At 62.3% G+C, this 26,136-nt stretch carries 17 protein-coding genes; 15 read left to right on the top strand and 2 right to left on the bottom strand.

Annotation, left to right across the window (positions count from 1 at the left end; genetic code table 11):
- The first annotated feature begins 232 nt into the window (after positions 1-232).
- The 10 genes from edd to OPU71_RS13105 all read left to right on the top strand — a co-directional run bounded on the left by edd (position 233) and on the right by OPU71_RS13105 (position 13,008).
- Positions 233-2,050, top strand: coding sequence for a phosphogluconate dehydratase (gene edd / locus OPU71_RS13150; RefSeq protein ID WP_420712384.1), 1,818 nt, complete (start codon positions 233-235; stop codon positions 2,048-2,050).
- Positions 2,051-2,058: 8 nt separating this feature from the next.
- Positions 2,059-2,688: a bifunctional 4-hydroxy-2-oxoglutarate aldolase/2-dehydro-3-deoxy-phosphogluconate aldolase gene (eda, locus tag OPU71_RS13145; protein ID WP_267728459.1), complete on the top strand. Its 630-nt coding sequence runs from the start codon at positions 2,059-2,061 to the stop codon at positions 2,686-2,688.
- 144 nt (positions 2,689-2,832) lie between these two features.
- Positions 2,833-4,134 (top strand): maltoporin, encoded by a 1,302-nt coding sequence (locus OPU71_RS13140; RefSeq protein WP_267728457.1) that lies wholly within the window; start codon positions 2,833-2,835, stop codon positions 4,132-4,134.
- Positions 4,135-4,288: 154 nt separating this feature from the next.
- Positions 4,289-5,386 (top strand): ABC transporter ATP-binding protein, encoded by a 1,098-nt coding sequence (locus tag OPU71_RS13135; RefSeq protein WP_267728456.1) that lies wholly within the window; start codon positions 4,289-4,291, stop codon positions 5,384-5,386.
- 134 nt (positions 5,387-5,520) lie between these two features.
- A complete protein-coding gene (gene malE, locus OPU71_RS13130) occupies positions 5,521-6,720 on the top strand; it encodes a maltose/maltodextrin ABC transporter substrate-binding protein MalE (RefSeq protein WP_267728455.1) in 1,200 nt (399 codons plus the stop codon).
- 183 nt (positions 6,721-6,903) lie between these two features.
- Positions 6,904-8,430 (top strand): maltose ABC transporter permease MalF, encoded by a 1,527-nt coding sequence (malF, locus tag OPU71_RS13125; protein WP_267728454.1) that lies wholly within the window; start codon positions 6,904-6,906, stop codon positions 8,428-8,430.
- A 95-nt stretch (positions 8,431-8,525) separates the two neighbouring features.
- On the top strand, positions 8,526-9,416 hold the full coding sequence (gene malG, locus OPU71_RS13120) for a maltose ABC transporter permease MalG (RefSeq protein ID WP_267728453.1): 891 nt from the start codon (positions 8,526-8,528) through the stop codon (positions 9,414-9,416).
- Between the two features lie 49 nt (positions 9,417-9,465).
- Positions 9,466-9,984, top strand: a complete 519-nt coding sequence (locus OPU71_RS13115; RefSeq protein WP_267728452.1) for a pullulanase-associated domain-containing protein — start codon at positions 9,466-9,468, stop codon at positions 9,982-9,984.
- Between the two features lie 190 nt (positions 9,985-10,174).
- Complete coding sequence (locus tag OPU71_RS13110; RefSeq protein WP_267728451.1) at positions 10,175-11,074, top strand: aldo/keto reductase; 900 nt, start codon at positions 10,175-10,177, stop codon at positions 11,072-11,074.
- A 23-nt stretch (positions 11,075-11,097) separates the two neighbouring features.
- On the top strand, positions 11,098-13,008 hold the full coding sequence (locus tag OPU71_RS13105) for a glucokinase (protein ID WP_267728450.1): 1,911 nt from the start codon (positions 11,098-11,100) through the stop codon (positions 13,006-13,008).
- Positions 13,009-14,192: 1,184 nt separating this feature from the next.
- Here OPU71_RS13105 and OPU71_RS13100 read toward each other — a convergent pair.
- Positions 14,193-14,807: a TetR family transcriptional regulator gene (locus OPU71_RS13100; protein ID WP_267728449.1), complete on the bottom strand. Its 615-nt coding sequence runs from the start codon at positions 14,805-14,807 to the stop codon at positions 14,193-14,195.
- Positions 14,808-15,006: 199 nt separating this feature from the next.
- Here OPU71_RS13100 and OPU71_RS13095 point away from each other — a divergent pair, with 199 nt between their 5' ends.
- The 3 genes from OPU71_RS13095 to OPU71_RS13085 are packed head-to-tail and all read left to right on the top strand — an operon-like array spanning position 15,007 to position 20,826.
- Entirely contained in the window at positions 15,007-16,224 is a 1,218-nt protein-coding gene (locus OPU71_RS13095; protein ID WP_267728448.1) for an efflux RND transporter periplasmic adaptor subunit, read from the top strand.
- A 17-nt stretch (positions 16,225-16,241) separates the two neighbouring features.
- Positions 16,242-19,403, top strand: a complete 3,162-nt coding sequence (locus OPU71_RS13090) for an efflux RND transporter permease subunit (protein WP_267728447.1) — start codon at positions 16,242-16,244, stop codon at positions 19,401-19,403.
- Positions 19,396-20,826, top strand: coding sequence for an efflux transporter outer membrane subunit (locus tag OPU71_RS13085; RefSeq protein ID WP_267728446.1), 1,431 nt, complete (start codon positions 19,396-19,398; stop codon positions 20,824-20,826). The genes OPU71_RS13090 and OPU71_RS13085 overlap by 8 nt, the downstream gene beginning before the upstream one ends.
- A 22-nt stretch (positions 20,827-20,848) precedes the next feature.
- On the opposite strand, the gene OPU71_RS13080 is transcribed toward OPU71_RS13085, so the two are convergent.
- A complete protein-coding gene (locus tag OPU71_RS13080; protein ID WP_267728444.1) occupies positions 20,849-21,301 on the bottom strand; it encodes a universal stress protein in 453 nt (150 codons plus the stop codon).
- Between the two features lie 191 nt (positions 21,302-21,492).
- Between OPU71_RS13080 and OPU71_RS13075 the strand changes: the two genes are divergently transcribed.
- Together OPU71_RS13075 and OPU71_RS13070 are read left to right on the top strand one after the other, a co-directional pair.
- Positions 21,493-22,614: an ABC transporter substrate-binding protein gene (locus OPU71_RS13075; protein WP_267728443.1), complete on the top strand. Its 1,122-nt coding sequence runs from the start codon at positions 21,493-21,495 to the stop codon at positions 22,612-22,614.
- Entirely contained in the window at positions 22,611-26,123 is a 3,513-nt protein-coding gene (locus tag OPU71_RS13070; protein WP_267728442.1) for a PAS domain S-box protein, read from the top strand. The genes OPU71_RS13075 and OPU71_RS13070 overlap by 4 nt, the downstream gene beginning before the upstream one ends.
- The last annotated feature ends 13 nt before the right edge of the window (positions 26,124-26,136 follow it).

The raw sequence follows: 26,136 nt of genomic DNA, 5'->3' as shown, positions 1-26,136 counted from the left end.
GCAGTACGCGGCTACCATGCGCCATTGTTGCGCATGTGCAACAGCTCGGCGGTCACGCTTGACGAGGCGAAATTCTATTAAAACAATGACTTAATTGATGTGGCGGGGTGCCGCTCTTGGGTTAGATCAACTTCTTGTATCGGAACATCAGTGGTTTCTTGTTTTTGATTTGTAGCATTACTACAATCCGCCGCAGACGTAGTTTGAAACACATCCAAGCAGGCTCATGACACTGAATCCGAAACTAGTTGAGATCACCGAACGAGTCCGCGCCCGTAGCGCGACGACCCGTGCGCGTTATCTCAGCCGTCTTGCAGCAGCGCCAGCTGTTACAAGTCGTTCGGAGCTTTCCTGCACCAATCTTGCGCACGGCTTTGCTGCCTCGCCTGTGCAGGACAAGCTGGTGATCCGTGAGCTGCGCCGTCCGAATCTTGCGATTGTGACCGCGTACAACGACATGTTGTCCGCGCATCAGCCGCTCCGTGACTATCCGGAGTGGATCAAGGATGCCGCGCGCGAGGCGGGCGCCACTGCGCAAGTGGCCGGTGGTGTGCCTGCAATGTGTGATGGTGTGACGCAAGGTCAGCCGGGGATGGAGTTGTCACTCTTCTCTCGCGACGTCATCGCCATGGCGACGGCTGTTTCGCTGTCGCACAACATGTTCGATGCCGGCTTGTATCTTGGCGTCTGCGACAAGATTGTTCCGGGTTTGCTGATTGGCGCGCTTTCGTTTGGTCATCTGCCTGCGGTGTTCGTCCCCGCAGGGCCGATGCCGAGCGGCTTGTCGAACAGCGAAAAGGCAAAAGTGCGGCAGCTGCATGCGGCGGGCCAGCTTGGCGCGGATGCGCTGCTGGACGCCGAATCCAAGGCTTATCACTCGGCTGGAACATGCACGTTCTACGGCACGGCCAACAGCAATCAGATGCTGATGGAAGTGATGGGCCTGCATTTGCCGGGGTCGGCCTTTGTGCCGCCGGGCACGGCCTTGCGGCGCGCCATGACCTGCGCAGCCGCAAAGCGCGCGGCAGAAATTACGCGCCAAGGTGATTCCTACACGCCGGTTGGCGAGATGATCGACGAGCGTTCCATCGTGAATGCCATCGTTGGGTTGCTCGCGACCGGTGGTTCGACCAATCACACCTTGCATCTGGTTGCGATAGCGCGTGCGGCGGGTATCGAAATCAACTGGTCTGACTTCGACGAGTTGTCGGCCGTTGTGCCGTTGATTGCTCGCGTGTATCCGAACGGTGGTGCGGACGTTAACCAGTTCCACGCGGCCGGCGGGATGGCTTTTGTCATCCGCGAACTGCTTGCCGCAGGCTTGATGCATGAAGAGGTCAAGACGGTCGTGGGTGTCGGCCTTTCCCGTTACGCGAAGGTGCCGCAACTGACCGCTGCCGGCGAGTTGGTCTGGGTGGATTCAAAGCCTGAAAGTAGTGACCTGGATGTGCTTGCGCCGGTCGCCAAGCCCTTCAGTGCTGATGGCGGCTTGCGCTTGCTCCAAGGGAACATTGGCCGGGCGGTCATCAAGGTTTCCGCCGTCAAGGCTGAGCACCGTGTCGTTGAGGCACCAGCGCGCGTCTTCTCGTCGCAGAACGAAGTGATGGCAGCCGCGTCGCGCGGCGAGCTCGATCGCGATGTGGTGGTGGTAGTGCGCTTCCAGGGGCCACAGGCCAATGGCATGCCTGAGCTTCACAAGCTCACCCCGACCCTCGCGAACATTCAGGACAAGGGTTTCAAGGTTGCGCTGGTGACCGACGGTCGTATGTCTGGTGCGTCTGGCAAGGTGCCGGCGGCGATTCACGTAACGCCGGAGGCTGTGGCGGGTGGCGCAATCGGGCGCTTGCAGGACGGTGATCGGATTCGTCTTGACGCCAACAGCGGCACGCTGACCGTGGATCTGCCTGACAGCGAATTCTCGGTACGTTCGGCGGCCGTCGGGCAGCTTGCTGCCAATCAATATGGCATGGGGCGCGAGCTGTTCGGCGTGTTCCGTAACTCAGTCGGTGGTGCCGAACAGGGTGCCGGCGTCTTTGACACTATTCATTGAGAGATCGAATGAACCTCCAAGACGTCCTGCGAATGGCCCCGGTGATGCCGGTGATCGTGATCCGGAATCTCGATCATGCTGCGCCCCTGGCTCGCGCGCTCTCGCGCGGCGGCATTCGTGTATTTGAAGTCACGCTGCGCACTGAAGTTGCGCTTGACGCTGTCTCGGCGATGCGTGAGGCCGTGCCTGATGCGATCGTCGGGGTGGGCACCGTTACGCGGCCGAAGGATCTGGAAGCTGCAGTGGCCGCCGGCGCGATGTTTGCCGTCAGCCCAGGCTTGACGCGCGAACTTGCTGAAGCCGCGCAAGCGCCTGCACTTCCCTTGCTGCCGGGCGTCATGACACCGGCAGAGCTGATGATGGCGCGCGATCTTGGCTTTGATGCCCTCAAGTTCTTCCCGGCGCGTGAAGCGGGTGGTATCGGCATGCTGCGCGCCTTGGCGGGTCCGTTCCCGGATGTGATGTTCTGCCCGACGGGCGGCATCACCTTCGATACCGCACCCAGCTATCTGGAACTCCCCAATGTCGCCTGCGTCGGCGGAAGCTGGCTCGCGCCGCTCGATCTGATGGAGCGGGGCGACTGGGATGGAATTACGCGGTTGGCCGAGCAGGCTGCTGCGCTGCAAGTGCAGTCCTAGCGATTGTTCTGGCAGGAGGTGGACGCCCGCGGTAGTGATGAGTGGGCGGATCAATACAGCAGTTTGCAGTCGAGTGAGTAGTTGTTTTTTTCGTAACGGCCGGCCAGATAAAGCCGGTCACTTACAAACCACAGGAGAGGTGACATGAAATTTAAGTTCAGCGCAATCGCTGTCGCAGTTGCGGCCGCCACGCTGTCAGTGGGTGCGCAAGCAGCCGCTGTTGACTTCCACGGCTATGCCCGTAGTGGTATCGGTACGTCGCAAGACGGCGGCAGCATGGCTTGTTTCTGGGGCCCGGGCGGCCTTGGCCACTTCCGTCTCGGCAATGAATGCGATACCTACTTCGAGCTGGCTTTCGATGCCAATCTGGCTGAGAAGGGCGACACCAAGTTCAACCTGCACACCATGGTTGCAGCGGGTACGCAGCAGCTGCAAGACTGGGAACAGTCTGCACCGGCGTGGCGTCAAGTCTGGGCTGAAGCCACCAACGTTGGTTCTGGCGTTCTGGCCACCGCCAACATCTGGGCTGGCAAGCGCTACTACAAGCGTCAAGATATCCACATGACCGACTTCTTCTACAACGCCGTCACCGGTCCGGGTGCTGGTCTTGAGAACATGGACTTCGGTTTTGCCAAGGGTTCGGTTGCGGTGCTGCGCTACGGTCCTGGCTACGGTTCGCCGGCGCTGGATGGTCAGACTGTCAACTACACAGATGGCGGCGCTACCTCGACGACCAACCTCGACATGCGTCTCGAAGCGATTCAGCTCGGCGGCTTTGGTTCGCTGGATGTGATGGCCAACTTCGTCATGGGTCAGGGGCGTGAGGACAGCACCGGCACCGAGAAGTCGACTGCTGACGGCTGGGCGCTGACTGGTCAGCACACCATTGGTGTTCTGGGTGGCTTCAACCGTGTCGTGCTGCAGTTCGCACAAGACGGCGCTGGCCTGGATGGTTCCGCCAAGTGGTGGGCGCCGGACGGTTACGAAGCTGAAGGCTGGCGTTTCCTTGATCACCTGGTCTTTGATTCGGGCGCATGGAACGGTTCGGCCACCTTCGGCTATCAAGTGACCAACGAGACCTACGCACCGTGGGGCATGGATGGCAAGGATACGACCGCCTGGAACTTGGGCGCTCGCGTCTGGTACCACTTCAACGATCTGTACTCGATCGGTGGCGAATATGGCCACAACTCGTCGGAGACCGATGGTCAAGAAGCTCGTTCGATGGACAAGATCACCTTCGCAGCGCAGATCAGTGCAGGCAAGAGCTTCTGGGCACGCCCGGCAATCCGCGCCTACTACACCTACGCGACGTGGAATGACGCTCTTGCCAATTCCGGCTACAAGGGTTGCACCGGTCGTGATTGCGGCGTTGCAATCCAGAACGGCAACACCAGCGCCGACAGCGGCGGCACCTACGGCGTTCAGTTCGAAGCTTGGTGGTAAGAAGCGGTTTGCTCTTCTGAGCTAACTGCATGAAGAACCTCCCGGGTCACCCGGGAGGTTCCACGAATTCCTTGTGGATGCATGTGCATCCGTCTTGCTGATCAATGATGATCAGCTGGGTCGCAACGACCCTCATGCAATCGGAGAGATTTAGATGGCTGGTCTGGTACTCAAAGGCATCAAGAAGTCGTACGGAGATGTTCAAACGCTCCACGGCATCGATCTGGAGATCCAGGACGGCGAGTTCATCGTATTTGTCGGTCCCTCTGGTTGCGGCAAGTCCACGCTCTTGCGTTCGATCGCTGGTCTGGAAGAGATCAGCGCAGGTGAGTTGTACATCGGCAAGAAGCGGGTCAACGATGAGCCGCCGTCCAAGCGTGGCGTCGCGATGGTGTTCCAGAGCTATGCGCTCTACCCGCACATGTCTGTGCATGAAAACATGGCGTTCTCGCTGAAGTTGGCGGGTGCCTCGAAAGAGGAAACCAACGCAGCGGTCGATCGCGCAGCGAAGATTCTCCAGATTGAGCCCTTGCTTGATCGCAAGCCCAAAGCGCTCTCTGGTGGTCAGCGCCAGCGTGTTGCAATCGGTCGCGCAATTGTGCGCAAGCCGGACGTGTTCCTCTTCGACGAGCCGCTCTCTAACCTGGACGCTTCGCTCCGCGTACAAATGCGCGTTGAGCTCTCGAAGCTCCACGGCGAGCTGAAGTCCACCATGATCTATGTGACCCACGATCAGGTCGAGGCGATGACCCTCGCGAACCGCATCGTGGTTCTTTCCGCCGGCCGTATCGAGCAAGTTGGTGCGCCGCTCGAGCTTTACCATCGTCCGGCGAACCTCTTTGTTGCAGGCTTCATCGGCTCGCCCAAGATGAACTTCGTTTCCGGACAGCTGATTGCGGCGGACGAGAAGCTTGCCCAGATCAAGCTCAAGAGTGGCGCCGTTGTGAAGGCGGCTGTGGATGCGCGCCGTCTTAAGCCGGGTGCTGCGGTGACCTTTGGTGTGCGTCCTGAACACGCTTCGATTGATGTCGAGCCGGGTGACAGCACCATGGCCGGCAAGATTCAGGTTGTTGAGCGCCTGGGCGATACCACGTACTTCTATCTGGAAGTGGCTGGAAGTGAAACATCGTTCATTGTTCGCGCGCCGGGCGACAAGCACGCCAAGGTTGGCGAAAACATCGTGGTGGGGCTGCCGCTGCAGCGCTGCTACGTCTTTGATGAAAAAGGGCAGGCCTGCCCGGTGACGTGGTAAGCGTCACCGAACGAGCCATAAGAATAAGTAAACCGAAGTATCGGCATCTGTAGCGCGTGAAGAAGTGTCGGTCGCGTGCGTGCTGCGCACGTGACGTGGCGATCATGGGGTGGACCACTACAAGGAGATGAAGTATGCAAGTCGGTAATCAAGTGAAGCTGTTCGCCGCTTCCGCGGTGGTGGCGCTGTCGGGTGTGATGAGCGCTCCGGTTCAGGCCGCAGAGCAAGGCAAGCTTCAGATCTGGATCAACGGTGACAAGTGCTACAACGGCTGGGCGAAAGTCGGCCAGGAGTTCACCAAGAAGACGGGCGTGCAAGTGACCGTCGAGCACCCGGAAGATGCACCGGGCAAGTTCCAGCAAGCCGCTGCCGCAGGCAAGGGTCCGGACATCTGGATCTGGGCACATGACCGTATCGGCGAGTGGATTGCCGGTGGTCTGCTGCAGCCGCTCGCCCCGAGCAAGAAGGCTAAGGACGCAATCGACCAGCTCGGTTGGAACGCCTTCTCGCTGGGCAACAAAGTGTGGGGCTACCCGCTCGCCATTGAAGCTGTTCACCTGATCTATAACAAGGATCTGGTCCCGACCGCACCGAAGACCTTCGAAGAAGTCGCCGCCATCGACAAAAAGCTGTCGGCTGAAGGCAAGAAGGCCATTCTGTGGGACTACACCAACACCTACTTCACTTGGCCGGTGCTCGCAGCCAATGGCGGCTACGCATTCAAGCTGAAGAAGGATGGCACCTACGACGCGAACGACACCGGTGTGAATAACAAGGGTGCAATTCAGGGCGCGACGCTGCTGACGAAGATGATCAACGACGGCGTCATGCCGAAGGGCGCTTCGTACGCTGACATGGAAGCCGGTGTGAACCAGGGCAAGATCGCCATGATGATCAACGGCCCGTGGGCATGGGACAACCTGAAGAAGTCGAAGATCAACTTCGGAACGGCCCCGATTCCCAAGGTTGGTGGCAAGCCCGGTGCTCCGTTCGTCGGCGTGATCGGCGCAATGGTCAACAAGGCAAGCCCGAACAAGGAACTCGCTGTTGAGTTCATCGAGAACTACATGCTCAGCCAGCAAGGTCTGAAGACCTGTAACGCGGACGTGCCGATGGGCGTGCCTGCTGACAAGGCCTTCTACAAGGAACTGTCTGCCGATGCGAACATCAAGGCTGTGATGGAGTCCGCCAAGAACGGTGCTCCGATGCCGAACAACCCGGAGATGGGCCGCTTCTGGGCATCGATGGCTTCGGCGCTGCAGAACATCACTCAGGGTCGTCAGACTCCGAAGGATGGTCTCGACGCTGCTGCCAAGCGGATCGTGACGAAGTAAGTTGCATGTCGGCGGGCCTTCTCGGCCCGCCTGGTTAGCCCGCTCCCGCCTGGCACTTCGGTGCGGAAGTTGTCAGGCGGTGCAGCGCGGTCAATGTTGGTTTCAATCGGACAGACACCCCTCCCAAGCTTCCTTTTGCTGGCTTGAGGTGGGTGCCGGGTTCGCACGTAGGGGATTTGTGTCGTGAACGACCGTCAGACAAAGTGGATTGGCCCTGCGCTTCTTGCGCTCGTGGCGCTCGCAGGTCTTTATCTCGTTTTCTTGTTGTACGTGTCGGGACAGACGGTGGTGGCCGGTGTCGCGCTGCTGGTCGTTGCGCTGATGGTGTACGTCTATACGGCGCCAGGCGCCTATTCGTACCGCTATCTCTTCCCCGGTGTTGCTGGGGCGTTGATATTTGTCGTCTTCCCGATGGTCTATACCATCGCGATTGGCTTCACCAATTACAGCTCCAAGAACCTTCTTGAATTCGATCGCGCGACCAAATACCTGCTTGATGAGACGTACCAGACTGAAGGCCTGTTGTTCGCCATGACCGTGCACCGCGAGGGCAGCGAATACCGTCTGAAATTGCAGAACGAAGAAGCTGGTCAGGCCTACATTACGGGCCCCTTGGCCCTGAAGAAAACCGAGCGTGTTGTGGCTCTGGCGACGCCGGCCCATGCTGCTGAGCCTTTGGGCGGTGCCTTGGAATTGCGCGATATCATTCCGCTGCGCGACCCCATGCGTGCGGTCGTCGTGAAGCTGCCGGATGGGGGCGAGTTGACCATGTCAGGGCTGCGTGAATTCGCGCCGGTCAAGAAACTCTACTCGAAGAACCCGGATGGTTCGCTGACGAACGTCCAGACGCAGCAGATCGTCCGCCCCAATTTCACCACAGGCTTTTACGAAACCGCGCAAGGCGAGCAGCTTGCCCCGGGTTTCAAGGTTGGCGTTGGTTTCGATAACTTCCGCCGCGTGCTTGGAGACGAGTCGATCCAGCAACCGTTCCTGCGGATCTTTGCATGGAACGTGACTTTCTCGTTCATGTCGGTGCTGCTGACAGCGGCCGTTGGAATGTTCCTCGCCGTCCTGTTGAATTGGGAGGCGATTGCCGGAAGAAACGTTTATCGGATGTTCTTGTTCCTGCCGTATGCGGTGCCGGGCTTCATCTCGATCCTCGTCTTCAAAGGTTTGTTCAACAATAACTTTGGTGAGATCAATCTGATCCTTGATCAATTGTTTGGTGTCAAGCCGCCCTGGTTTACTGACCCGAATCTCGCCAAAGTAATGATCCTGATCGTCAATACTTGGCTCGGTTATCCGTACATGATGGTGCTCTGCCAAGGCTTGATCAAATCAATTCCGGCCGACTTGTATGAGGCCTCTGCGCTGGCCGGAGCCGGCCCGTTGACGAACTTCTTCAAGATCACCATGCCTTTGATCCTGAAGCCGTTGATGCCGCTGTTGATTTCGTCATTTGCTTTCAACTTCAACAACTTCGTGCTGATCAGCCTGCTGACCAACGGGCGCCCGGACTTCCTCGATACGAAGATCCCGGCGGGTGAAACAGACATTCTTGTTTCTTATACCTACCGCATTGCGTTTGGCGATTCGGGCCAGCAATTCGGCTTGGCTGCGGCAATCTCGACGGTAATTTTCGTGATGGTTGCGATCCTCTCGATTGTTAACCTTCGAATGACAAAGGTTAACCAGCAGGAAGCACGCTGATCAGTGGGCCGCGCCGAGTGCGCGGCGTCTCGAAGCAGTTGGACTGAATTCTCTAGCGGCCAAAGCGGTTGCATCGGTATTGAAAGGTTGGTTGTATGGCTATCGTTCTCGACAAGTCCCACAGGTGGCGGGTTGTGGCAGCGCACTTGGGCCTGATTGCATTCATCTCGCTGTGCATGTTCCCGTTCTTGATGATTCTGTCTATCTCGCTCCGCCCCGGTAACTTTGCGGTTGGCAGCCTGATTCCAGATCAGATCAGTTTTGAGCACTGGAAGCTTGCACTAGGGATCTCGTATCAAGCCGAGGATGGCTCCTTGGTGACGCCGCCGTTCCCCGTGCTGCTGTGGTTGTGGAATTCGATCAAGGTTGCGTTGATCTCGGCATTCATTGCGGTTCTGCTGTCCACGACGGCGGCCTACGCTTTTGCGCGGATGAAGTTCCGCGGAAAGAAGCACTGGATGACGGCACTTCTCTTGATGCAGATGTTCCCGACGGTTCTGGCGCTGATCGCAATCTTTTCGATCTTTGATTACCTGGGCAGCTATGTGAAGGTGCTTGGCGTCGATAGTCACTGGGCCCTGATCCTCGCTTATGCAGGGGGCATCGCCTTGCACGTGTGGACGATCAAGGGTTACTACGACACGATCCCGGTCGAGATCGAAGAGGCTGCGGTGGTTGATGGTGCGACCCATTGGCAGGCCTTCAAGTATGTGCTCTTGCCGATGGCAAAGCCGATCCTGATGGTGGTGTTCCTGTTGGCGTTCATCGGGGCGATCATTGAATACCCGGTCGCGTCCGTGCTGTTGCACCAGGAAGCCAACCTGACGCTGGCAGTGGGCTCCAAGCTGTTCCTTTACGAGCAGAAGTACTTGTGGGGCGACTTTGCGGCGGCTGCAATCCTTTCGGGGATGCCGATCACCTTGGTCTTCGTGCTTAGCCAGCGCTGGATGGTGGGTGGCCTGACCGCGGGCGGCGTAAAGGGTTAATTGAATCTAATGACAAGGGCGTCCCGCTCAGCGTGAGGGGCGACGCCCGATGCTGGGGCACGGCGTTCGGCGTATTGAATCACCCTGCGATTTTTTTACCGGAGGACAACCCATGACTACAAAACGTTTCTTTTTGAAGGCTGTTGCTGCTTTGGCCTTGACAGCATCGGCGCTGCCCTCGTTTGCGGCAGAAGCTTCCGATCCCGCCGAAGGCATGATCGCAATCAACTATTTCCGCCCGGATGGCAACTACACCGGCTGGGGCCTGCACGCCTGGATCGGTAACCCTGGGCAACCGGGCACCCCGATTGACGGTGTGGATTGGTTTGGCCCGCTCAAGCCGGCTGGCAAAACCGACGATGCTGGCGTCTATTGGCATGTTCCGCACGCAGCCTTCGGCAAGAGCGGCTTTGTGAACTACATCATTCACAAGGGTGATACCAAGGAACAAGGCGGCAAAGACATGCGCTTTGATGGCAATACCATCAAGCAGGTGTGGGTGAACTCCGGCGACAAGACGATCTACACGTCGAAGGCCGAAGCGATCGCTGCCCGTCAGGCAAAGTAATACGCAGTATCGAGGCCCGACCGGTTACCCGGCCGGGTCTCCTTTATCTGTTTTGCGGTTGGCAAGCTTTGACTTGAAACCGTTCAACGTGACCGTGCGACCCACTAACTGATTGCTGCAGCCCTTCTATGGCGACGTGTTTTCCGGCGGTTCTGGCGGGTCCGTATTTGCTTGCTGGTGAGTCGCCAGAATGAACGCGTTTCGCGGCGCACAGTTTTCGCAGCTTGTGCTGGGCACTCGTCGCTTTGCGGAGTCGGGTCTCCGTGGTGGCGAGCTGGTCGCCTTCCTTGAGGGCGCAATTGAAAGCGGCTTGTCGACCGTTGACACAGCCGATGTATACGGCGATCACGGCACAGAGGGTCTGCTTGGCGAAGCCTTCCGCTCTTCAACGTCGCTGCGCGCTCGCTTGCAGATCGTAACCAAGTGTGGGCTGCGACCCAGACTGGGTGAAGGGTCGACGCGTCACTACGATGCCTCCCGTGCGCACCTTGTCGCGCAGGTTGAGAATTCCCTCCGCGCGCTGAATACCGATCATCTCGACGCCCTGTTGATCCATCGGCCAGATCCGTTGATGGACGCCGATGAGCTTGCAGAGGTGTTCTGCGCCTTGAAACAGTCGGGGAAGGTACGTGGTTTCGGTGTGGCGCACTTCCGTACCTGCGAACTCGAACTGCTGCAGTCGCGCCTCCCGTTTCCGTTGCTGGTCAATCAGATCCCGTTTTCATTGTCGAATCTGTCACCGATCAGTGACGGGGTGCTGACGCAGTGCCAGAAGATGCGGATATCGCCGATGGCTACAGGGGTCTTGGATGACCATTCAGCCTTGTCGGAACACCTTGCGCCAAGCCTCGCCGGTGACCGGATGCCTTACGTCACTTCGGTGCTGAGTGAATTGGCTGAGCGCACGAATGTCACTGCGGACCAGCTTGCGCTCGCGTGGGTCATGCGGCATCCCGCGCAGCCGATCCCGGTCATCGAGACCGTGAAGCTGGAGCGCATCCGATTGGCTGCTGCGGCTGCGCAACTCAAGCTTGAGCGGAGCGATTGGTACCGCTTGCTTGAGGCTGCCGCTGGCCGGGAAGTTTCGTGATTCATCGCAAAGCCGGGGGGCAAATGGCAGCCTCGGTTGCTGGCTTTCTGCCGGTTTTGAGCCGCGGCAAGTTTTTCGCTGATGGTCCGCGCTTGCTTGCCGATGTCGGCGCGACCAATGCGCGCTTTGCGCTTGAGGTGGCGCCCGGGCACTTCGACGCGATTGAAGTCCTCCGCTGCGATGACTATGCCGGATTGGCCGACGTGATGCGCGCTTATCTGAAGCGCGTCGGGCTCAAGCGGGTCAGTCACGCGGGTATCGCAATCGCCAACCCGATTGGCGGCGATCTTGTACGGATGACTAACCGGAATTGGTCGTTCTCGATTGAGGAGGTCAGGCAACGGCTCGATTTTTCCACGCTGCTTGTGGTGAACGACTTCACCGCGCTGGCCATGGCCTTGCGGCATCTGAACGCGGATCAGCGGGTGCAGATTGGCGGGGGATCACCGCAACCGAACTCGGTGATTGGCTTGCTCGGGCCTGGCACCGGACTCGGCGTGTCCGCGCTCATTCCGACGGAAGACCGCTGGGTCACGCTCGGAAGCGAAGGCGGGCACACCAGTTTTGCTCCGAACGACGAGCGCGAACTGGATGTTCTGCGCTACTGCATGAAGCGACTCCCGCATGTGTCGGGTGAGCGACTGATCTCAGGGCCGGGCATCGAACTCACCTATCGTGCCCTGTGCGAGCGTGCGGGCGTGGCACCCTTGCCGCGCCAAGCCAAGGATGTGGTAGAGGCTGCGGTTGCGGGAACGGACCCGGTTTGCGTGGAAACCCTTGACTGCTTCTGTTCCATGCTGGGCACGGTGGCATCGAATCTCGCGGTGACACTGGGGGCGCTCGGTGGCATCTACATCGGCGGCGGAATTGTTCCGCGCCTTGGTGCGCGCTTTGAACATTCGCCGTTCCGCGCACGATTCGAAGCCAAGGGGCGATTCGCCGAGTACCTGGCCGCGATTCCCACCTACGTGATTACGGCGCCGTATCCGGCCTTTCATGGCGTGTCGGCGATCCTTGCGGATACCTTGCGCGGCCGTGGCGAAGGAGAAAGCTCGCTCCTCGACAGTATCCGCGCGGCGGGAGACTCGCTCTCAAAGGCTGAGCAGCGGGTTGCGCAACTCGTGCTTGCCCGGCCCCGCGCGGTGCTCAACGACCCGATCATCGAGATCGCGCGCCAGGCGGAGGTGAGCCAGCCGACGGTGATCCGATTCTGCCGCTCGCTTGGATTCCAGGGCTTGTCAGATTTCAAACTCAAGCTTGCTTCCGGGCTGACCGGCACGGTGCCGGTCCGTCACAGCCAGGTCAAGGACGGTGATTCCGCCCCCGACATCAGTGCCAAAGTGATGGAGAACACCGCGTCGGCGATCCTGCGTTTTCGCGATTCGATCAACGTTGCGGCAATCGAAGAGGCGACCAGCCTGCTGCGGCATGCGAAGCGCCTGGAGTTCTACGCGATCGGCAATTCCGCCGTCGTTGCGCTCGATGCGCAACTGAAGTTCTTCCGCTTCCGCGTGCCGTGTGTTTCCTACTCCGACGCGCACCTGCAGTTGCAGTCGGCCGAGTGCCTCGGGCCCGGCGATGTGGTGCTTGCCGTATCGACCTCGGGGCGCCCGTCCGACCTCTTGCGTGCTGTGGACGCGGCGCTGGCTGCGGGCGCCGACGTGATTGCGATCACCGCGAGCAAGAGCCCGCTGGCGCGCAAGGCGACCGTCTGTATCGGGCTCGATCATGTTGAGGATGGCCAGACATTCGTCTCGATGATCGTGCGCATTCTTCAGCTCGTTGTGATTGACGTTCTTGCGGTTGGCGTTGCGTTGCAACGCGATGCGGACAACCCGGAACGGGCCCTCAACGCGATTACACAGCACGACGGCGAACGTCCGTTTGAAGCTGAGCCGGCGCTGCGCACGCGGATTTCGCACGTCGCCGGCTGAGTGTCGGCCTGGTTCAGACCGTACCTTCGGTTTGCGTGCAGGGCTGTTTGCGCCCGTCAGGGCGTGATGCCCGTGTTCCTTCCTGTGACCGCGTCTATCCGCATTTCTTGCCGTCGCCACGCGAACGCGCGCTGCTGCGGACAACCGAGGGAGCATTGCTGACAGCGCCGCTCGTTTTGGCGCCGCCATCCGTTCTCGCCCCAAAGCCCAGTGGGTGTGCCGCGCACATTTTTGGGGCGCACCTCGAAAGCGGAAGCGCGGTGTGCGCGCGACACTGCTGCGGGGGCATGTGGCGTTCGGGGCGCGATAGCTGGTGCCGGGGACCGGACTCGAACCGGCAAGGATTACTCCGGCGGATTTTCGTCACACCACATCTTTCGATGCCCGGCCCAGTGGCCGGTTCGTGCGCTGGACTATGCCTTCACCGTAGCGGTTGTCCGCCTTAGGTGCCCTCCGTCTAGTCTCTACACCTTCCCGTTTCCGGGCTTGGCTCGGCGTTGCCTCGGCGCGCGGGCCAGGGGTTTCGCCGAATTTGAAGGGATTCACGCGGGGGCTTTCACCGCCCGGTGCTCAATTCTTTAAGTCCGCTGTGTTTACCAATTTCACCACCCCGGCAGGGGTTCGGTGGGCCTGACTTGCGGCCGCTGCGGGTGCAAGGCTCAGGCTTTGCGCAGAGGAGGCAGTCCGCCCCGGTGAAGCGTGCGCGATTCTAGCGTGGACGCGGCACTTCGCACGTCGCCGGGCACTGGAATTTCGCGCAGCGGGGTCAGGGCGGCCCGCTGGATCAGCCCCTCAATTGCGGCGGCGCTGCCAGCAGCCCTGGCGCAAGCGTATCAAGGTTGCGTGCGTCTTTGGCAGGCTTGCTCGAGGCTGCGGCGTTCTCATTGGTCGTACGGGTCACGCTTTCGATCTGCAGGGCGATTTTGTGGGCGGCCCTGTTCTGTCGGAGTACGAGTTTGCGATCTTCGATCGCAGTGGCCGGTTCGAGGCGCTGCTTGCAACGCACGGGCTGCGGATGCCCCGCATGTTCTGAAAACATGCAGCAAGCCTTGTCCTCACGCGCGATAGGGGCGCAGCAAGGGCTTTGCCGAGTGCGGCACTTTCAGGGTGCGCAGCAGAGTAGCCAGAGCCTTCAGGTTGCAAGCTGCTGCAAGCGGGGAGGGGGTAGGGCGAGCGACGCCGGCTTAGCCGTGTCTGAGCCCGTTGAAGAAGATCTTTGTGAGCCAGCGTGCCATGTTGGCGAGGTCGTAGTCCTGATCGATCACCCAGTCGTGCATCAATCCGCCGACGAAGGCGGTGACCGCGACGGCGGCATCCGCGGGTTTGACGTGGGGCGGCAACTGATTTCGTGCCACGGCGACTTCGAGAATCGACTGGATCTGGCAGCGGCACTGCCTTTTGTTCTGTTCTTCGCGGGCGAGGTACTCGGCAAACTCCGGCCCGCCGTCAAAGCCGCGAAAGAGGATTTCGAGCACTGATCGAATGCGCGCGTCGGTCGCAACCAGGATGAGGATGTCTCCGGCCTGGCGCTCGAGCGCACCCAGCGGATCGTCGCCCGGGTCATTGGCGAGCGTGTCGAGCATCGTTCCCATCGGCGAGGTGGCGCGATCGCACACCGCCTCGAAGATCTCAGCCTTGTTCTTGAAATGCCAGTACACCGCCCCGCGTGTGACCCCCGCGGCACGCGCGATCAGGTCCAGCGTGGTCGAGGCGACGCCGGTGTTGCAAAAAAGGGCTTCGGCAGCGTCGAGCAACTGCTCGCGCGTGGCTTCGGCTTGTTCTTTCGTTCGTCTGACCATGATTCCAACTATTGTAAGGCTTGGCGCTCTGTAACGCGGCGGACTCAGGCTATGCGCTGAAGTGACGGGCGCGGCACAGAATGACACGATTACCGATTTACAAACATTCGTGTATGTATCTAAAATTCGCATTCGTTGTCAATTCATGATGTCCCGGCGCCTGGCCGGGGCACGCGCTCCCCACGCAGAGGATTCAAACATGCATCGCTCCCGGATCAGTCCCTTGCCGGCTCGCAACGCCATCGCGCTTGCAGCCCTTTCGATGGTTCTCTTGGCCTGCGGCAAGCAGGGCGGGCCACAGGGGCACGGCGGAATGCCGCCGGCCAACGTGGTCGTCAGCACCGTTGCCTTGCGCGACGTGCCGGTGGATTTCGAGTACGTCGGTCAGGTTGCAGGTTCGCGCGAGATCGAGGTGCGTGCGCGGGTTACCGGCATCATCGAGAAGCGGCTTTACGAGGAAGGCAGCGTCCTCAAGGCCGGGCAGGCGATGTTCCTGATCGATCCGGCGCCCTTCCGTGCCCGCGTGGCGGCCGCCGAAGCCGCACTGGCGCAGGCGCAGGCCCGGCTCAAGCAGGCCGAGCGCGAATACAACCGGATCAAGCCCCTGGCGGCCGAGCAGGCTGTCAGCCAGAAGGAAGGCGACGACGCGGCATCGGCCTTCGAATTGGCGCGCGCCGCCGTGAAGTCGGCCGAGGCAGACCTGACCACGGCGCGCATCGATCTGGGCTACACCGAAGTCCGCGCGCCGCTCGGTGGCGTTGCCGGCCGTGCGCTCAAGGTTGAAGGCGGCCTCGTCGCGGCTGGTGGCGACAGCTTGCTGGCGACGCTGGCGCAAACCGATCCGGCCCATGTCAATTACGGCGTGGGCGAGGAAGAAGCGCTGCGCCTGCGTGACGAAGCGGCCAATGGCAAGCTGGTGCTGCCCAAGGAAGGCTTTGCGGTGAAGCTCAAGCTTTCTGACGGCGCGATGCTCGATCGTGTGGGGCGCGTCGATTTCCGCGATTACAAGGCCGATGCGAACACCGGCAGCTTTGCCGCCCGGGCCAGCATTGCGAATGCCGACGGCAAGTTGGCGCCGGGCCAGTTCGTGCGCGTGATCCTCAGTGGCGCAACGCGGCCGCAGGCGGTGGTCTTGCCGCAGCGTGCAGTGCTCGATTCGCCGAATGGCAAGTTTGTGTATGTCGTGGGGCAAGGCAAGGAAGGCGCAACGATTGCGCAGCCGCGTCCGGTGCAGGTGGGTGAGTGGGTGAAGCTCGACGGTGATCTGGCCAACGCCTGGGTGATTCGCGATGGCCTCAAGCCGGGTGACCAGGTGATCGTCGATGGCACCGCCCGCATCTTCTTCCCCGGTGCGCCGGTCAAGGTGGGCGCGGCAGCGCCCGCCGCCCAATCCGCGCCGCAAGCGCCGAAGCAATAAGCCGGAGGCGCTGATCCATGTTTTCCCGTTTCTTCATAGACAGGCCGATCTTCGCCTTCGTCATTTCCATCTTCATGGTTCTGGCGGGCTTGGCGGCCATGCGTGTATTGCCGATTGCGCAGTACCCCGAAATCGCACCGCCTGTGGTGCAGGTGACTGCGGTCTACCCCGGCGCTTCGGCCGAAGTGCTGGAGCAGACCGTTGCCGCCACCGTCGAGAACGCCATCAACGGTGTCGAAGGCATGATGTACATGCAGTCGACCTCCACATCCAGCGGCGTGATGACGATTGCGGTGACCTTCGAGATCGGCACCGATGTCGATCAGGCTGCGCTCAACGTCAATAACCGCGTCAAGCAGGTCGAAGCAAAGCTGCCGCTGGAAGTGCGTCGCCAGGGCGTGACGGTGGAGAAGGGCTCGTCGTCCTTCCTGCAGGTGCTGGCCTTCTACTCGCCTGATGGGCGCTACGACGACCTCTACACCTCCAACTACGTCACGCTGAACGTGCTCGATGCGCTCAAGCGCATCCCCGGCACGACCAATGTGCAGATCTTCGGCGCCAAGGACTACGCCATGCGCGTGTGGATCCGCCCGGATCGCATGACGCAGATGAAGGTGACGGTGGCGGATATCGCCGCGGCCTTGAATGAGCAGAACGCGCAGTTCGCGGCCGGCAAGGTGGGGCAGGCGCCCACTGCGGGAGGGCAGGAGATGGTCTACACCGTCACCACCAAGGGCCGTCTCTCCAGCGTTGAAGAGTTCGAGAACATCATTGTGCGGGCCAATCCGGATGGCTCTGCGCTGCGCCTCAAGGAGGTGGCACGGGTAGAGCTCGGGGCGAAGGACTACGACTTCATCGGCCGCATCAATGGCAAGCCCGCTACCCTGGTCGGCATCTTCCTGCAGCCGGGCGCCAACGCGCTTGACGTTGCCGATGAGGTGAAGAAGACGCTCGCCGGCATGTCCGAGCGCTTCCCCGAGGGCTTTACCTACAGCGTGCCTTACGACACCACGCGCTTTGTCGAGGTGTCGATCCGCGAGGTACTCAAGACCCTTGCCGAGGCCATGGTGCTGGTCTTCCTGGTGGTCTTCCTGTTCCTGCAGAACTGGCGCGCCACGCTGATTCCGACCCTCGCCGTGCCTGTCTCGCTGATCGGTACCTTCGCCGGGCTGCATCTGCTGGGCTACTCGATCAACACGCTCACGCTGTTCGGCATGGTCTTGTCGATCGGTATCGTGGTTGACGATGCAATCGTGGTGCTCGAAAACGTCGAGCGGATCATGCATGAAGAGGGGCTGCACGCCCGCGAGGCAGCGATCCAGGCGATGAAGGAGGTGACCGGCCCGGTCATCGCGATCGTGCTGGTGCTGTGTTCGGTGTTCGTGCCGATTGCCTTCCTCGGTGGGCTGACCGGCGAGTTGTTCCGCCAGTTCGCGATCACGATTTCGATTTCGGTGACGCTCTCCGGCATCATCGCGCTGACAATGACGCCTGCATTGTGCGTGCTGATCCTCAAGCACGAACACAAGCAGACGCACCGCTTTTTCCTGCGCTTCAACGACTGGTTCCATCGTGCCACCGGCCGCTACATCGGTGGTGTGACCTGGATCATCAAGCGTTCCACCATCGGTGCCTTGCTCTTCATCGGCATGGTGGTGGTCACTGCCGGCTTGTGGAAGTTCACGCCGGGCTCGCTGGTGCCGGACGAAGACCAGGGCTTCTACATCTCGGCCGTGTTCCTGCCGGACGGCGCCTCGCTCGAGCGCACCGACAAGGTAGTCAAGCAGGTGATCGAAGCGGTGCAATCGAACCCTGCCAACCAGGACGTCGTGGCCTTCACCGGTTTCGACTTCATCGGCGGCGGCTACAAGAACAGCGCCGCAACCCTCTTCGTGACCCAGAAGCACTGGGACGAGCGCAAGGTGCCGGTGACCGCGCTGGTCGGCGAGCTATACGCCAAGACGGCCGGGATCAAGGAAGCGCTGGTGCTGGCCTTCCCGCCACCGGCGATCTTCGGCCTCGGCAGCACGGGCGGTTTCGAGTTCTACATCCAGAACCGCGGCGAAGGTGGCTCGAAGAAGATGGCCGAGGTGGTGGGCGCCTTCCAGGCGGCAGCCTCGCAGAGCAAGGTGCTGGCCGGGGTGCAGACCCTCTGGCGCGCCAACTCGCCACAGTTGTACGTGGATGTGGACCGCAACAAGGCCAAGGCGCTGGGCGTGAATCTTGATGAGGCCTTCAACACCCTGGCAGCTTCGCTGGGCACTTACTACGTCAATGACTTCAACAAGTCTGGCCGTGCCTGGCAGGTCTTGATGTCCGCCGATTCGAGCTATCGCAAACGGCCCGACGACATCGGTCGCATCTATGTGAAGAGCAGCAAGGGCGGGATGGTGCCGCTGTCGGCTTTTGCCCACATCGACTACACAGCAGGCCCCGATTTGCTGGAACGCTACAACAACCTGCCGGCGGTGAAGCTGCTGGGCAATGCTGCGCCGGGCTACAGCTCGGGCCAGGCGATCGCTGAAGTCGAGCGCATCGCCAAGGAAGTGCTGCCGCCCGAGTTCAGCTACGACTGGACTGGCTCATCCTTCCAGGAAAAGCGCTCGTCCGGCAGTTCCGGCCTCGCGCTGGGCATGGCGGTGGTGATGGTGTTCCTGATCCTCGCTGCGCTGTACGAGAAGTGGTCGCTGCCGATCTCTGTGCTGCTCGCCTTGCCCTTTGGCACCTTTGGCGCGCTGGCCGCGGTGTGGCTGCGTGGCTTCACCAACGACGTCTATTTCCAGATCGGTCTGGTGACGCTGTTGGGGTTGGCCGCGAAGAACGCGATCCTGATCGTCGAGTACGCCTTGCTCAAGAACCAGGAAGGCTATCCGCCCGCAGCGGCGGCGATCGAAGCGGCGCGCCTGCGCTTCCGCCCGATCATCATGACCTCGCTCGCCTTCATCCTCGGTGTGCTGCCGCTGGCCATATCGTCCGGCGCCGGCGCGGGAGCCCGGCAGAGTGTGGGTACCGGCGTGATGGGCGGCATGCTCGCAGCGACCTTCCTTGCAATCTTCTTCGTGCCGCTGTTCTACAAACTGGTGATCGACCGGCGTCTGCGCACGCCTGATGATGAGCTGATTGCCCCCCCGCACCACCCGCTTGCTGAACTTCAGCAGGAAGGGAAGAGCCATGACTGAACGAAACATGAATGCTGAAATGACTCGCCACGGCCGCTTTGCGCTGACGCTGGGCGCAGCCCTGGTGCTGGCCGCCTGCGCAGGCGCCCCCAAGGCGCCGCCGCAGATGGATCTGCCCAAGCCGGCGCAGCAAACCGCGCCGGCCGCCATCAACCAGTGGTGGCAGAGCTTTGGCGATCCGGTGCTCGACACCTACGTGGCCGAAGCGCTTGCCCACAACAGTGATGTGCAACTGGCCGCAGCCCGGGTACGGCAGTCGCGCGGTGCGCTGGATGCGGCGCGCACCAACCTGCTGCCGACGGTTGATCTGACGGTGGCCGGTGCCCGCAAGAGCGTTTCGGACGATACGCGGCAGCCGGGCCAGCCCAAGATCAGCAATAACTTCACCGGCGGTTTCACCGTCGCCTACGAGATCGATCTGTTCGGTCGCCTCGCCGCCGAACGTGAAGTGGCCGCGCAAAACCTTGCCGCCAGCGAGTACGGCCAGGAAGTCACCCGCATTGCGGTGGCGGCGCAAACGGCGCGCGCCTACTTTTCCTTGCGTGCGCTTGATGCCGATGAGGCGCTCTACACCCGCACCCTGGCCACCCGCGACGAGTTGCTGGTCTTGCAGAAGCGGCGTCTCGACGCCGGGGTGATCGGCCCCTACGCCTACGCGCTGGTTGAGGCAGAACGCGCCAGCGTTGCGGCCGCCTTGCCGGTGATTCGTGCCGCGCGCGAACAGGCGGAAGTGTCCTTGTCGCTGCTGCTGGGGCGCAGCCCGCGTGAGCTGGCCGAGCGCCAGCCTGATCGCGGCGCCGAGGTTGAAGCGCTGGCCCAGGTGCCGGAGGTGCCTGCCGGCCTGCACTCCGAGCTGCTCCAGCGTCGCCCGGATGTGCGCGTGGCCGAGGCCCAGCTTGCTGCGGCCAGTGCCAACGTGGAAGCGGCCCGGGCGCGGTGGTTTCCCACCATCAGCCTGACCGGCTTTCTCGGCGGTGAGACCGGCTCCCTGTCAGACCTGATCTCCAGCGCGGCAAACACCTGGAACGTCGCCGGCATGGTGGCGCAGCCCCTGGTTGGGCTGGCGCGCATTTCGGCGGATGTAGATCAAGCCACCGCACAGCGTGATCAGGCCGAGCTGGCCTATCGCCAGACCGCCCGCCAGGCGTATGCCGATGCGCTCTCTTCACTGTCGGCCGCACGCGGCGCGCGTGAAGCGCTGGCCGCAACGGTGAATCTGCGCGATAGCCGGGTCAAGGTGCATGAGCTCGCGGTCAAGACCTTCCAGGCGGGGCAGACGAGCCGGCTCGATCTGCTCGACGCCGAGCGCGAGCGCTTGACGGCCGAACGGCAACTCGTGACTGCGCGGCGTGAGCGTCTGCTTGCACTGGTGAACGTCTACCAGGCGCTCGGGGGTGGCTGGAGCGGCCAGCTGACGCGCTGACCGCTTTGCCGGCGGGCGCGGCTCAGTGCTGCGCCCGCACCACGAAGACCGAACATTCGACCTTGCGCGCAACGCGCTCGGCCACTGAACCCAGCACCCAGCGCTGGATGCCGCGCCGGCCATGCGAGCCGATCACCACCAGATCAACCCCGTTGGCGATGACCGCGTGGGCGATCTGATCATCCGCGCGTTCGTTCTCGGATTCGAGCAGCAGGGTCTCCAGCCGCAAGCCGGGGCGATCGAGCTTTGCGCGCGCTTCGGCCAGCACGGCTTCGCCTTCTGCCTTCCAGACGCGCTTGGCGTCTACTTTGGGGATCAGCGCTTCGCCGCCATGGCGGGCGGGCAGCAAACCTTCGTCCAGCGCATGCGCGACGATCAGCAGCGCATCGTGAGTGATGGCCATCTGGGCTGCCACCTCCAGCGTGTTGGCCGAAGCCTGACTGCCATCGATTGCGACAAGTATCTTGTGGAACATTTGGGTCTCCATCCGTGTACCGTGGGTGCGGGCACTCGTGGCGCCGCGCCGCTCGTGGTGGCATGATCGCGCTGCTGCGCCCACCGCGCATTGCTTTGGCGCAAGCCCTGCGGCGCGCGGCGCCGGGGGTTTCAAGTCTTGTTGTGGGGCGCCGTTGACGTTATGGCACGGGCAGAACGGAGGCAAAGCCAATGGTGTTGTCGATGCGTTTTGCGGCCTGTGTTGCCATGCTCGTCCTGCTTGGCGGTGTTGGCGCTTGCGGCAAGCCTGAACCGGTCAGGCTCGGCTTCGTCGGTGGCCTTTCAGGCCGTGTGGCGGATCTGGGTATTGGCGGACGCAACGGCGCAACGATTGCGGTTGAAGAGATCAACGCCGCCGGTGGCGTAAAGGGGCGCCCGGTCGAACTGCTGGTACGCAACGACGAGCAGGATCCGAAGCTCGCCCTCAAGGCGGTCGATGAGTTGCTTGCCCTGCCGGTCGACGCGATCGTCGGGCATACCACCAGCGCCATGTCGGTCACGACGGTTGCGCGCGTGAGCGAGCGCAAGGTGGTCATGGTGAGCCCGACTTCCACCACCGACGAACTGAGCCAGCGCGACGACTACTTCTTCCGTGTGGTGGCAGCCACCCGCGATAACGCAGCCCGCAACGCCGGCTACTACCTGGCGCGCGGTTTCAAGCGTGCGGCCGTGATCTACGATCTGAACAACCGGGCTTACTCCGAAAGCTGGTTCAAGGCCTTCGCCACCCCCTTCCTGCAGGGCGGCGGGCAGCTGCTTTCGGTCAGCACCTTCACCTCGCGCCCCGAAATTCACTTTGGCGAACTGGCGGATGCGGCGCTGGCCAAATCTCCCGAACTCGTCATCCTGGTGACGAACGCAGTCGACACCGCCCTTATCGCGCAGCAGATCCGCAAGCGCACCCCCTCGGTTCAACTGGCGACTTCCGAATGGGGTGGTTCGGAGAAGCTGATCGAAATGGGCGGCAGGGCGGTCGATGGCATGCTGGTGTCGCAGTACTTTGACCGCAACAGCACGGCGGCCACCTATGCCGAATTCAAACGGCGCTATTTGCAGCGTTTCGGCGAAGAACCTGGCTATGCCGCGGTCTGCGGTTATGACGCCGCGCGTCTGGTGCTGATTGGTTTGCAGGCGCAGAAGGGCGGCGAGCACCTCAAGCAGACGCTGTTGCGTCTGGGGCGCTTTGAGCTGTCGCAGGGGCCGCTGATGATCGACCGCTTTGGTGATGCCAAGCGCGCGATTGTCATCACCGTGGTGCGCGACGGACATTTCGAGGTGGTGCTCGGTCCATGAAACTGTCGGTGACCCTGCGTGGCCTGCTCTCGTGGCAGTTCGCGCTCGCGGGGCTGGTGCCACTGCTCTTGCTGATCCTGGGCTTGCTCGGGTACCTGCTGCCTTCGTTCGAGCGCATCTTGCGTGACCGCGATCGGGTGCTGGCCACTGCGGTGACCGAGCAGGTGCTCAGTTTCTTTGCGGCACCGCAGCTGGCGCTCGATACCGCGGCGACGATGGTGCGCAACGACGCCAAGCTCAACCAGATCAGCGCGATGCTCGATGCGCTGGCGGCCACCGAAGGAGGGTCTGACGCACTGCTGCTGATCGACTACGAGGGCCTCGTTGCCAGCGTCGGGCTTCCCGCGGGCAAGCAGGCATTCCGCGACAACTACATCGGCCTCTCGCAGCTTGAGCGCCCCTTCGTCAAACAGGCGCTCGCCCGCGACAAACCCGTCTGGTCGGAAACCTTCCTCTCGCCGGTCAGCGGCAAGATCTCGGTTGCGCTGGCGCTGCCGGTTGACGGCCAGGTGCTGGTGGCGGAGATCGACCTGGGCCGGCTCTCTGGCAGCGTGTCAGCGTTGCGCGATGAGGGCGGCGTGCTGGCAGTGCTGGTTGACCGCGCCGGCCGCATCATCGCCCACCCCGATCAACACAAGGCGGCCGAGCAGATCAACCTGAGCAACCTTGAGATGGTGCGCAGCGGCCTCAAGGGGCGGCTCGCGACCGGCGCGTTTGCGCTTGACGGCATCGACTACTTTGGCAGCGCGGTGCCGATTCCGGAACTTGGTTGGGTAGCCCTCATCGGCCAGCCCACCTATGCGGTGTTCGGCCCGCTCTACACGGCGGCGGCGATAACGGTTGTTGGCCTCGTGATGGCGGCGATCGTGCTCCTGATGATGGGCGGGCGTTCGGCCCGGCGCATGGCGCACCGCATGGCGCTGGTGGCCTCGCGTGCCCGCGCGATCGCCGATGGCGGCGAAGTCGGCGGGTTGCCCTCTACTCGCGTGCGCGAGTTCGCCGAAATTGGCGAAACGCTCGACGCGATCTTCAAGCGATTGCGTGCGCGTGAAGCGGACGTGCGCGCCAGCGCGGAGCGCGTTCGCACCTTGCTCGAGGGCGCCCCGATGGGGGTGGTCGAGGTGCGGGTCGAAGCGGACGGGCAGCGCGTGGTGATTGCCGCCAATCCCCTTGTGGCGAAGGTCCTTGGGGCGCCGCACGATGGTGTGCTGGGGCGCGCGCTGGAGCTGGCCTTTCCTGGCTTCGAAAGTGAGGCGCTGGCGCGCGCAACCGCCCAGGTGGCCGAAGCGGGCGGCAGCCGCGAATTCCCCGCATTCGAGTACGAGGTCTGGGACCGCACATGCGTGCTCGATCTGTTCATCTTTCGCCATTACCAGGGCGTGGTGGCGCTGTGCTTCCATGACATGACGCAACGGGTGGAGGCCGAGCGCGCCTTGCGCGAATCCGAGCAGCGCTTTTCGGCCGCCTTCCTCGCGGTGCCGGACTACGTCACCCTCTCGCGCGCCTCGGACGGGCTGATCTACGACGCCAACGAGGCCTTCGAGCGGATCACCGGGATCCCGCGCGAGCAGGCGATCGGGCGCACATCACGTGCGCTGGGCATCCTCGAACAGCCTGAGCAGCGCGAGGAGCTTGCCCGGCGCGTGCTGCAGGACGGCCGCGCCGAGCGCTTGCCGATTTCAATCCGGCGCAGCGATGGGATCTTGATTGAAGGGGTTGTCAGCGCCCGCCTGACGGAAATCAACGGTGAAGCCTGCATGGTTGCCGTGGTGCGCGACGAAACCGAGGTCAGGCGCGCCCAGCGAACCCTTCAGCGCCTGGCGGCGGCGGGTAGCTCCGGCGGCCTGCGGAGCCTGCTTGACGCTGCGGCGGAGGGCGTCGGCGCCGGTGCCGCCATGCTGGTCAGCGTTCAGGATGGGGATGCCGTGCGCCTGATCGGCTACCCGGCAGGCGCCGAGCACGAGACCGCGCTCACCCTGGAGGCGCCGGCCTTGTTTGCGGCCATCGGCCAGCGGCGCTTCATGCAACTGACGCCAACGCCGCACGAGGCAGACGCCCTGGCGGCCGTGCTCAAGCTGCGGCCGCAAAGCGTGATCCTGGCGCCGGTGAGTCATGAAGGCGAAGCCGGCGGCGATACCCTGATGGTGGCGTTCGCGCATGCGCTCGAATACGCCGAAACCGCCCATTCGCTGGTGCAAGTGGTTGCCGAGCGGATCGGGCAGGAATTCGCACGCTTGCGTGCCGAAGGCGATTTGCGCCGCAGCCAGCAGTTGTTCAGCCAGCTCTTTCACGCCTCGCCGGTGGCGCTTTCGGTGAGCCGAACGTCTGACTACCGCATGCTCGACTGCAACGAAGTCTGGTGCCGCCAGTTCGGCTATGAGCTCGACGAGGTGCTGGGGCGAAACGGCGCCGAGATTGGGCTGTGGGCCAATCTGGCGGACCGCGAAAGCCTGCTGGGCGAACTGGCGCGCTTTGGCGAAAGCAATGGGCGTGAGGCGCTGCTGTGCCGCAAGGGGGGCGAGACGCTGTTGTGTTCGATCTCGGGGCGGGTGGTGAGCGATGGCGAGCAGGAGCTGCTGATCCTCTCGCTGGTTGATGTCACCGAGATCCGCCGCAACGAGCGCGCGGTGATCGAACTCAATGCCACGCTTGAGCAGCGGGTTGAGGAGCGGACCGCGCAGTTGCGCGACGCCAACCGTGAGGTCTCTGAAGCGCTGGAGCGGCTTGAACGCGCGAAAGACAACCTGGTCCAGTCAGAGAAAATGGCGGCGCTGGGCAGCATCGTGGCCGGTGTTTCGCACGAATTGAACACGCCGATCGGCAATTGCCTGACCGTGACGACCACGCTGTCGGACGCCACCCGCACCCTGCTGCGCGATCTTGCTCAGGGTTTGCGACGCTCCAGCCTGAACGAGTACCTGAGCACCGCCGAGCAGGCGAGCGACATCCTGCTGCGCAATCTGACCCGCGCGGCCGAGCTGGTGGCCAGTTTCAAGCAGGTGGCGGTGGATCGTGCGGCCACCCGGCGGCGTGAGTTCCGCGTCTCGGAGGTGATTGACGAGACCTTGCTGATGCTCAGGCCGAGTCTGCGGATGACGCCCTACACGGTGGAAACCTCGATTGAAGTGGACGTGGTGCTCGACAGCTATCCCGGCCCGCTGGGGCAGGTGCTGACCAACCTGGTCAATAACTCGATCCTGCACGGGTTTGAGGATCGTGCCGCGGGCGAGGTCCGCATCCGGGTTGCGCCTGAGGGCGCCGATGCCGTGCTGATCGAGGTGCGCGACGATGGCCAGGGCATCAGCGAAGCGGCGCTGCGGCGGGTGTTCGATCCGTTCTACACGACCAAGATGGGGCGCGGCGGCAGCGGGCTGGGCATGCACATCGTGCACACCATCGTCACCGGCTTGCTTGGCGGTACGGTTGATCTGCAGAGCGCCGTGGGCCTGGGCACCACGGTAACCCTGGTGGTGCCCAGGCGGGCGCCGCACCGCGACGACCCGGATTAGTCCGCAGTGCGCC

It is taken from the genome of Niveibacterium sp. 24ML (genome assembly GCF_026586805.1).
Taxonomy (GTDB): domain Bacteria; phylum Pseudomonadota; class Gammaproteobacteria; order Burkholderiales; family Rhodocyclaceae; genus Niveibacterium.
The sequence above is the reverse complement of the archived record's forward strand: the minus strand, read 5'-3'. Positions and strand labels throughout refer to the sequence as shown.

Coding starts and splice junctions, on each gene's coding strand:
- OPU71_RS13085 (WP_267728446.1), top strand. CDS start 19,396: ATGACTGAACGAAACATGAATGCTGAAATGACTCGCCACGGCCGCTTT.
- OPU71_RS13115 (WP_267728452.1), top strand. CDS start 9,466: ATGCTGGGGCACGGCGTTCGGCGTATTGAATCACCCTGCGATTTTTTT.
- OPU71_RS13080 (WP_267728444.1), bottom strand. CDS start 21,301: ATGTTCCACAAGATACTTGTCGCAATCGATGGCAGTCAGGCTTCGGCC.
- OPU71_RS13105 (WP_267728450.1), top strand. CDS start 11,098: ATGGCAGCCTCGGTTGCTGGCTTTCTGCCGGTTTTGAGCCGCGGCAAG.
- OPU71_RS13095 (WP_267728448.1), top strand. CDS start 15,007: ATGCATCGCTCCCGGATCAGTCCCTTGCCGGCTCGCAACGCCATCGCG.
- OPU71_RS13135 (WP_267728456.1), top strand. CDS start 4,289: ATGGCTGGTCTGGTACTCAAAGGCATCAAGAAGTCGTACGGAGATGTT.
- OPU71_RS13110 (WP_267728451.1), top strand. CDS start 10,175: ATGAACGCGTTTCGCGGCGCACAGTTTTCGCAGCTTGTGCTGGGCACT.
- OPU71_RS13100 (WP_267728449.1), bottom strand. CDS start 14,807: ATGGTCAGACGAACGAAAGAACAAGCCGAAGCCACGCGCGAGCAGTTG.
- eda (WP_267728459.1), top strand. CDS start 2,059: ATGAACCTCCAAGACGTCCTGCGAATGGCCCCGGTGATGCCGGTGATC.
- malG (WP_267728453.1), top strand. CDS start 8,526: ATGGCTATCGTTCTCGACAAGTCCCACAGGTGGCGGGTTGTGGCAGCG.
- OPU71_RS13090 (WP_267728447.1), top strand. CDS start 16,242: ATGTTTTCCCGTTTCTTCATAGACAGGCCGATCTTCGCCTTCGTCATT.
- OPU71_RS13075 (WP_267728443.1), top strand. CDS start 21,493: ATGGTGTTGTCGATGCGTTTTGCGGCCTGTGTTGCCATGCTCGTCCTG.
- malE (WP_267728455.1), top strand. CDS start 5,521: ATGCAAGTCGGTAATCAAGTGAAGCTGTTCGCCGCTTCCGCGGTGGTG.
- OPU71_RS13140 (WP_267728457.1), top strand. CDS start 2,833: ATGAAATTTAAGTTCAGCGCAATCGCTGTCGCAGTTGCGGCCGCCACG.
- OPU71_RS13070 (WP_267728442.1), top strand. CDS start 22,611: ATGAAACTGTCGGTGACCCTGCGTGGCCTGCTCTCGTGGCAGTTCGCG.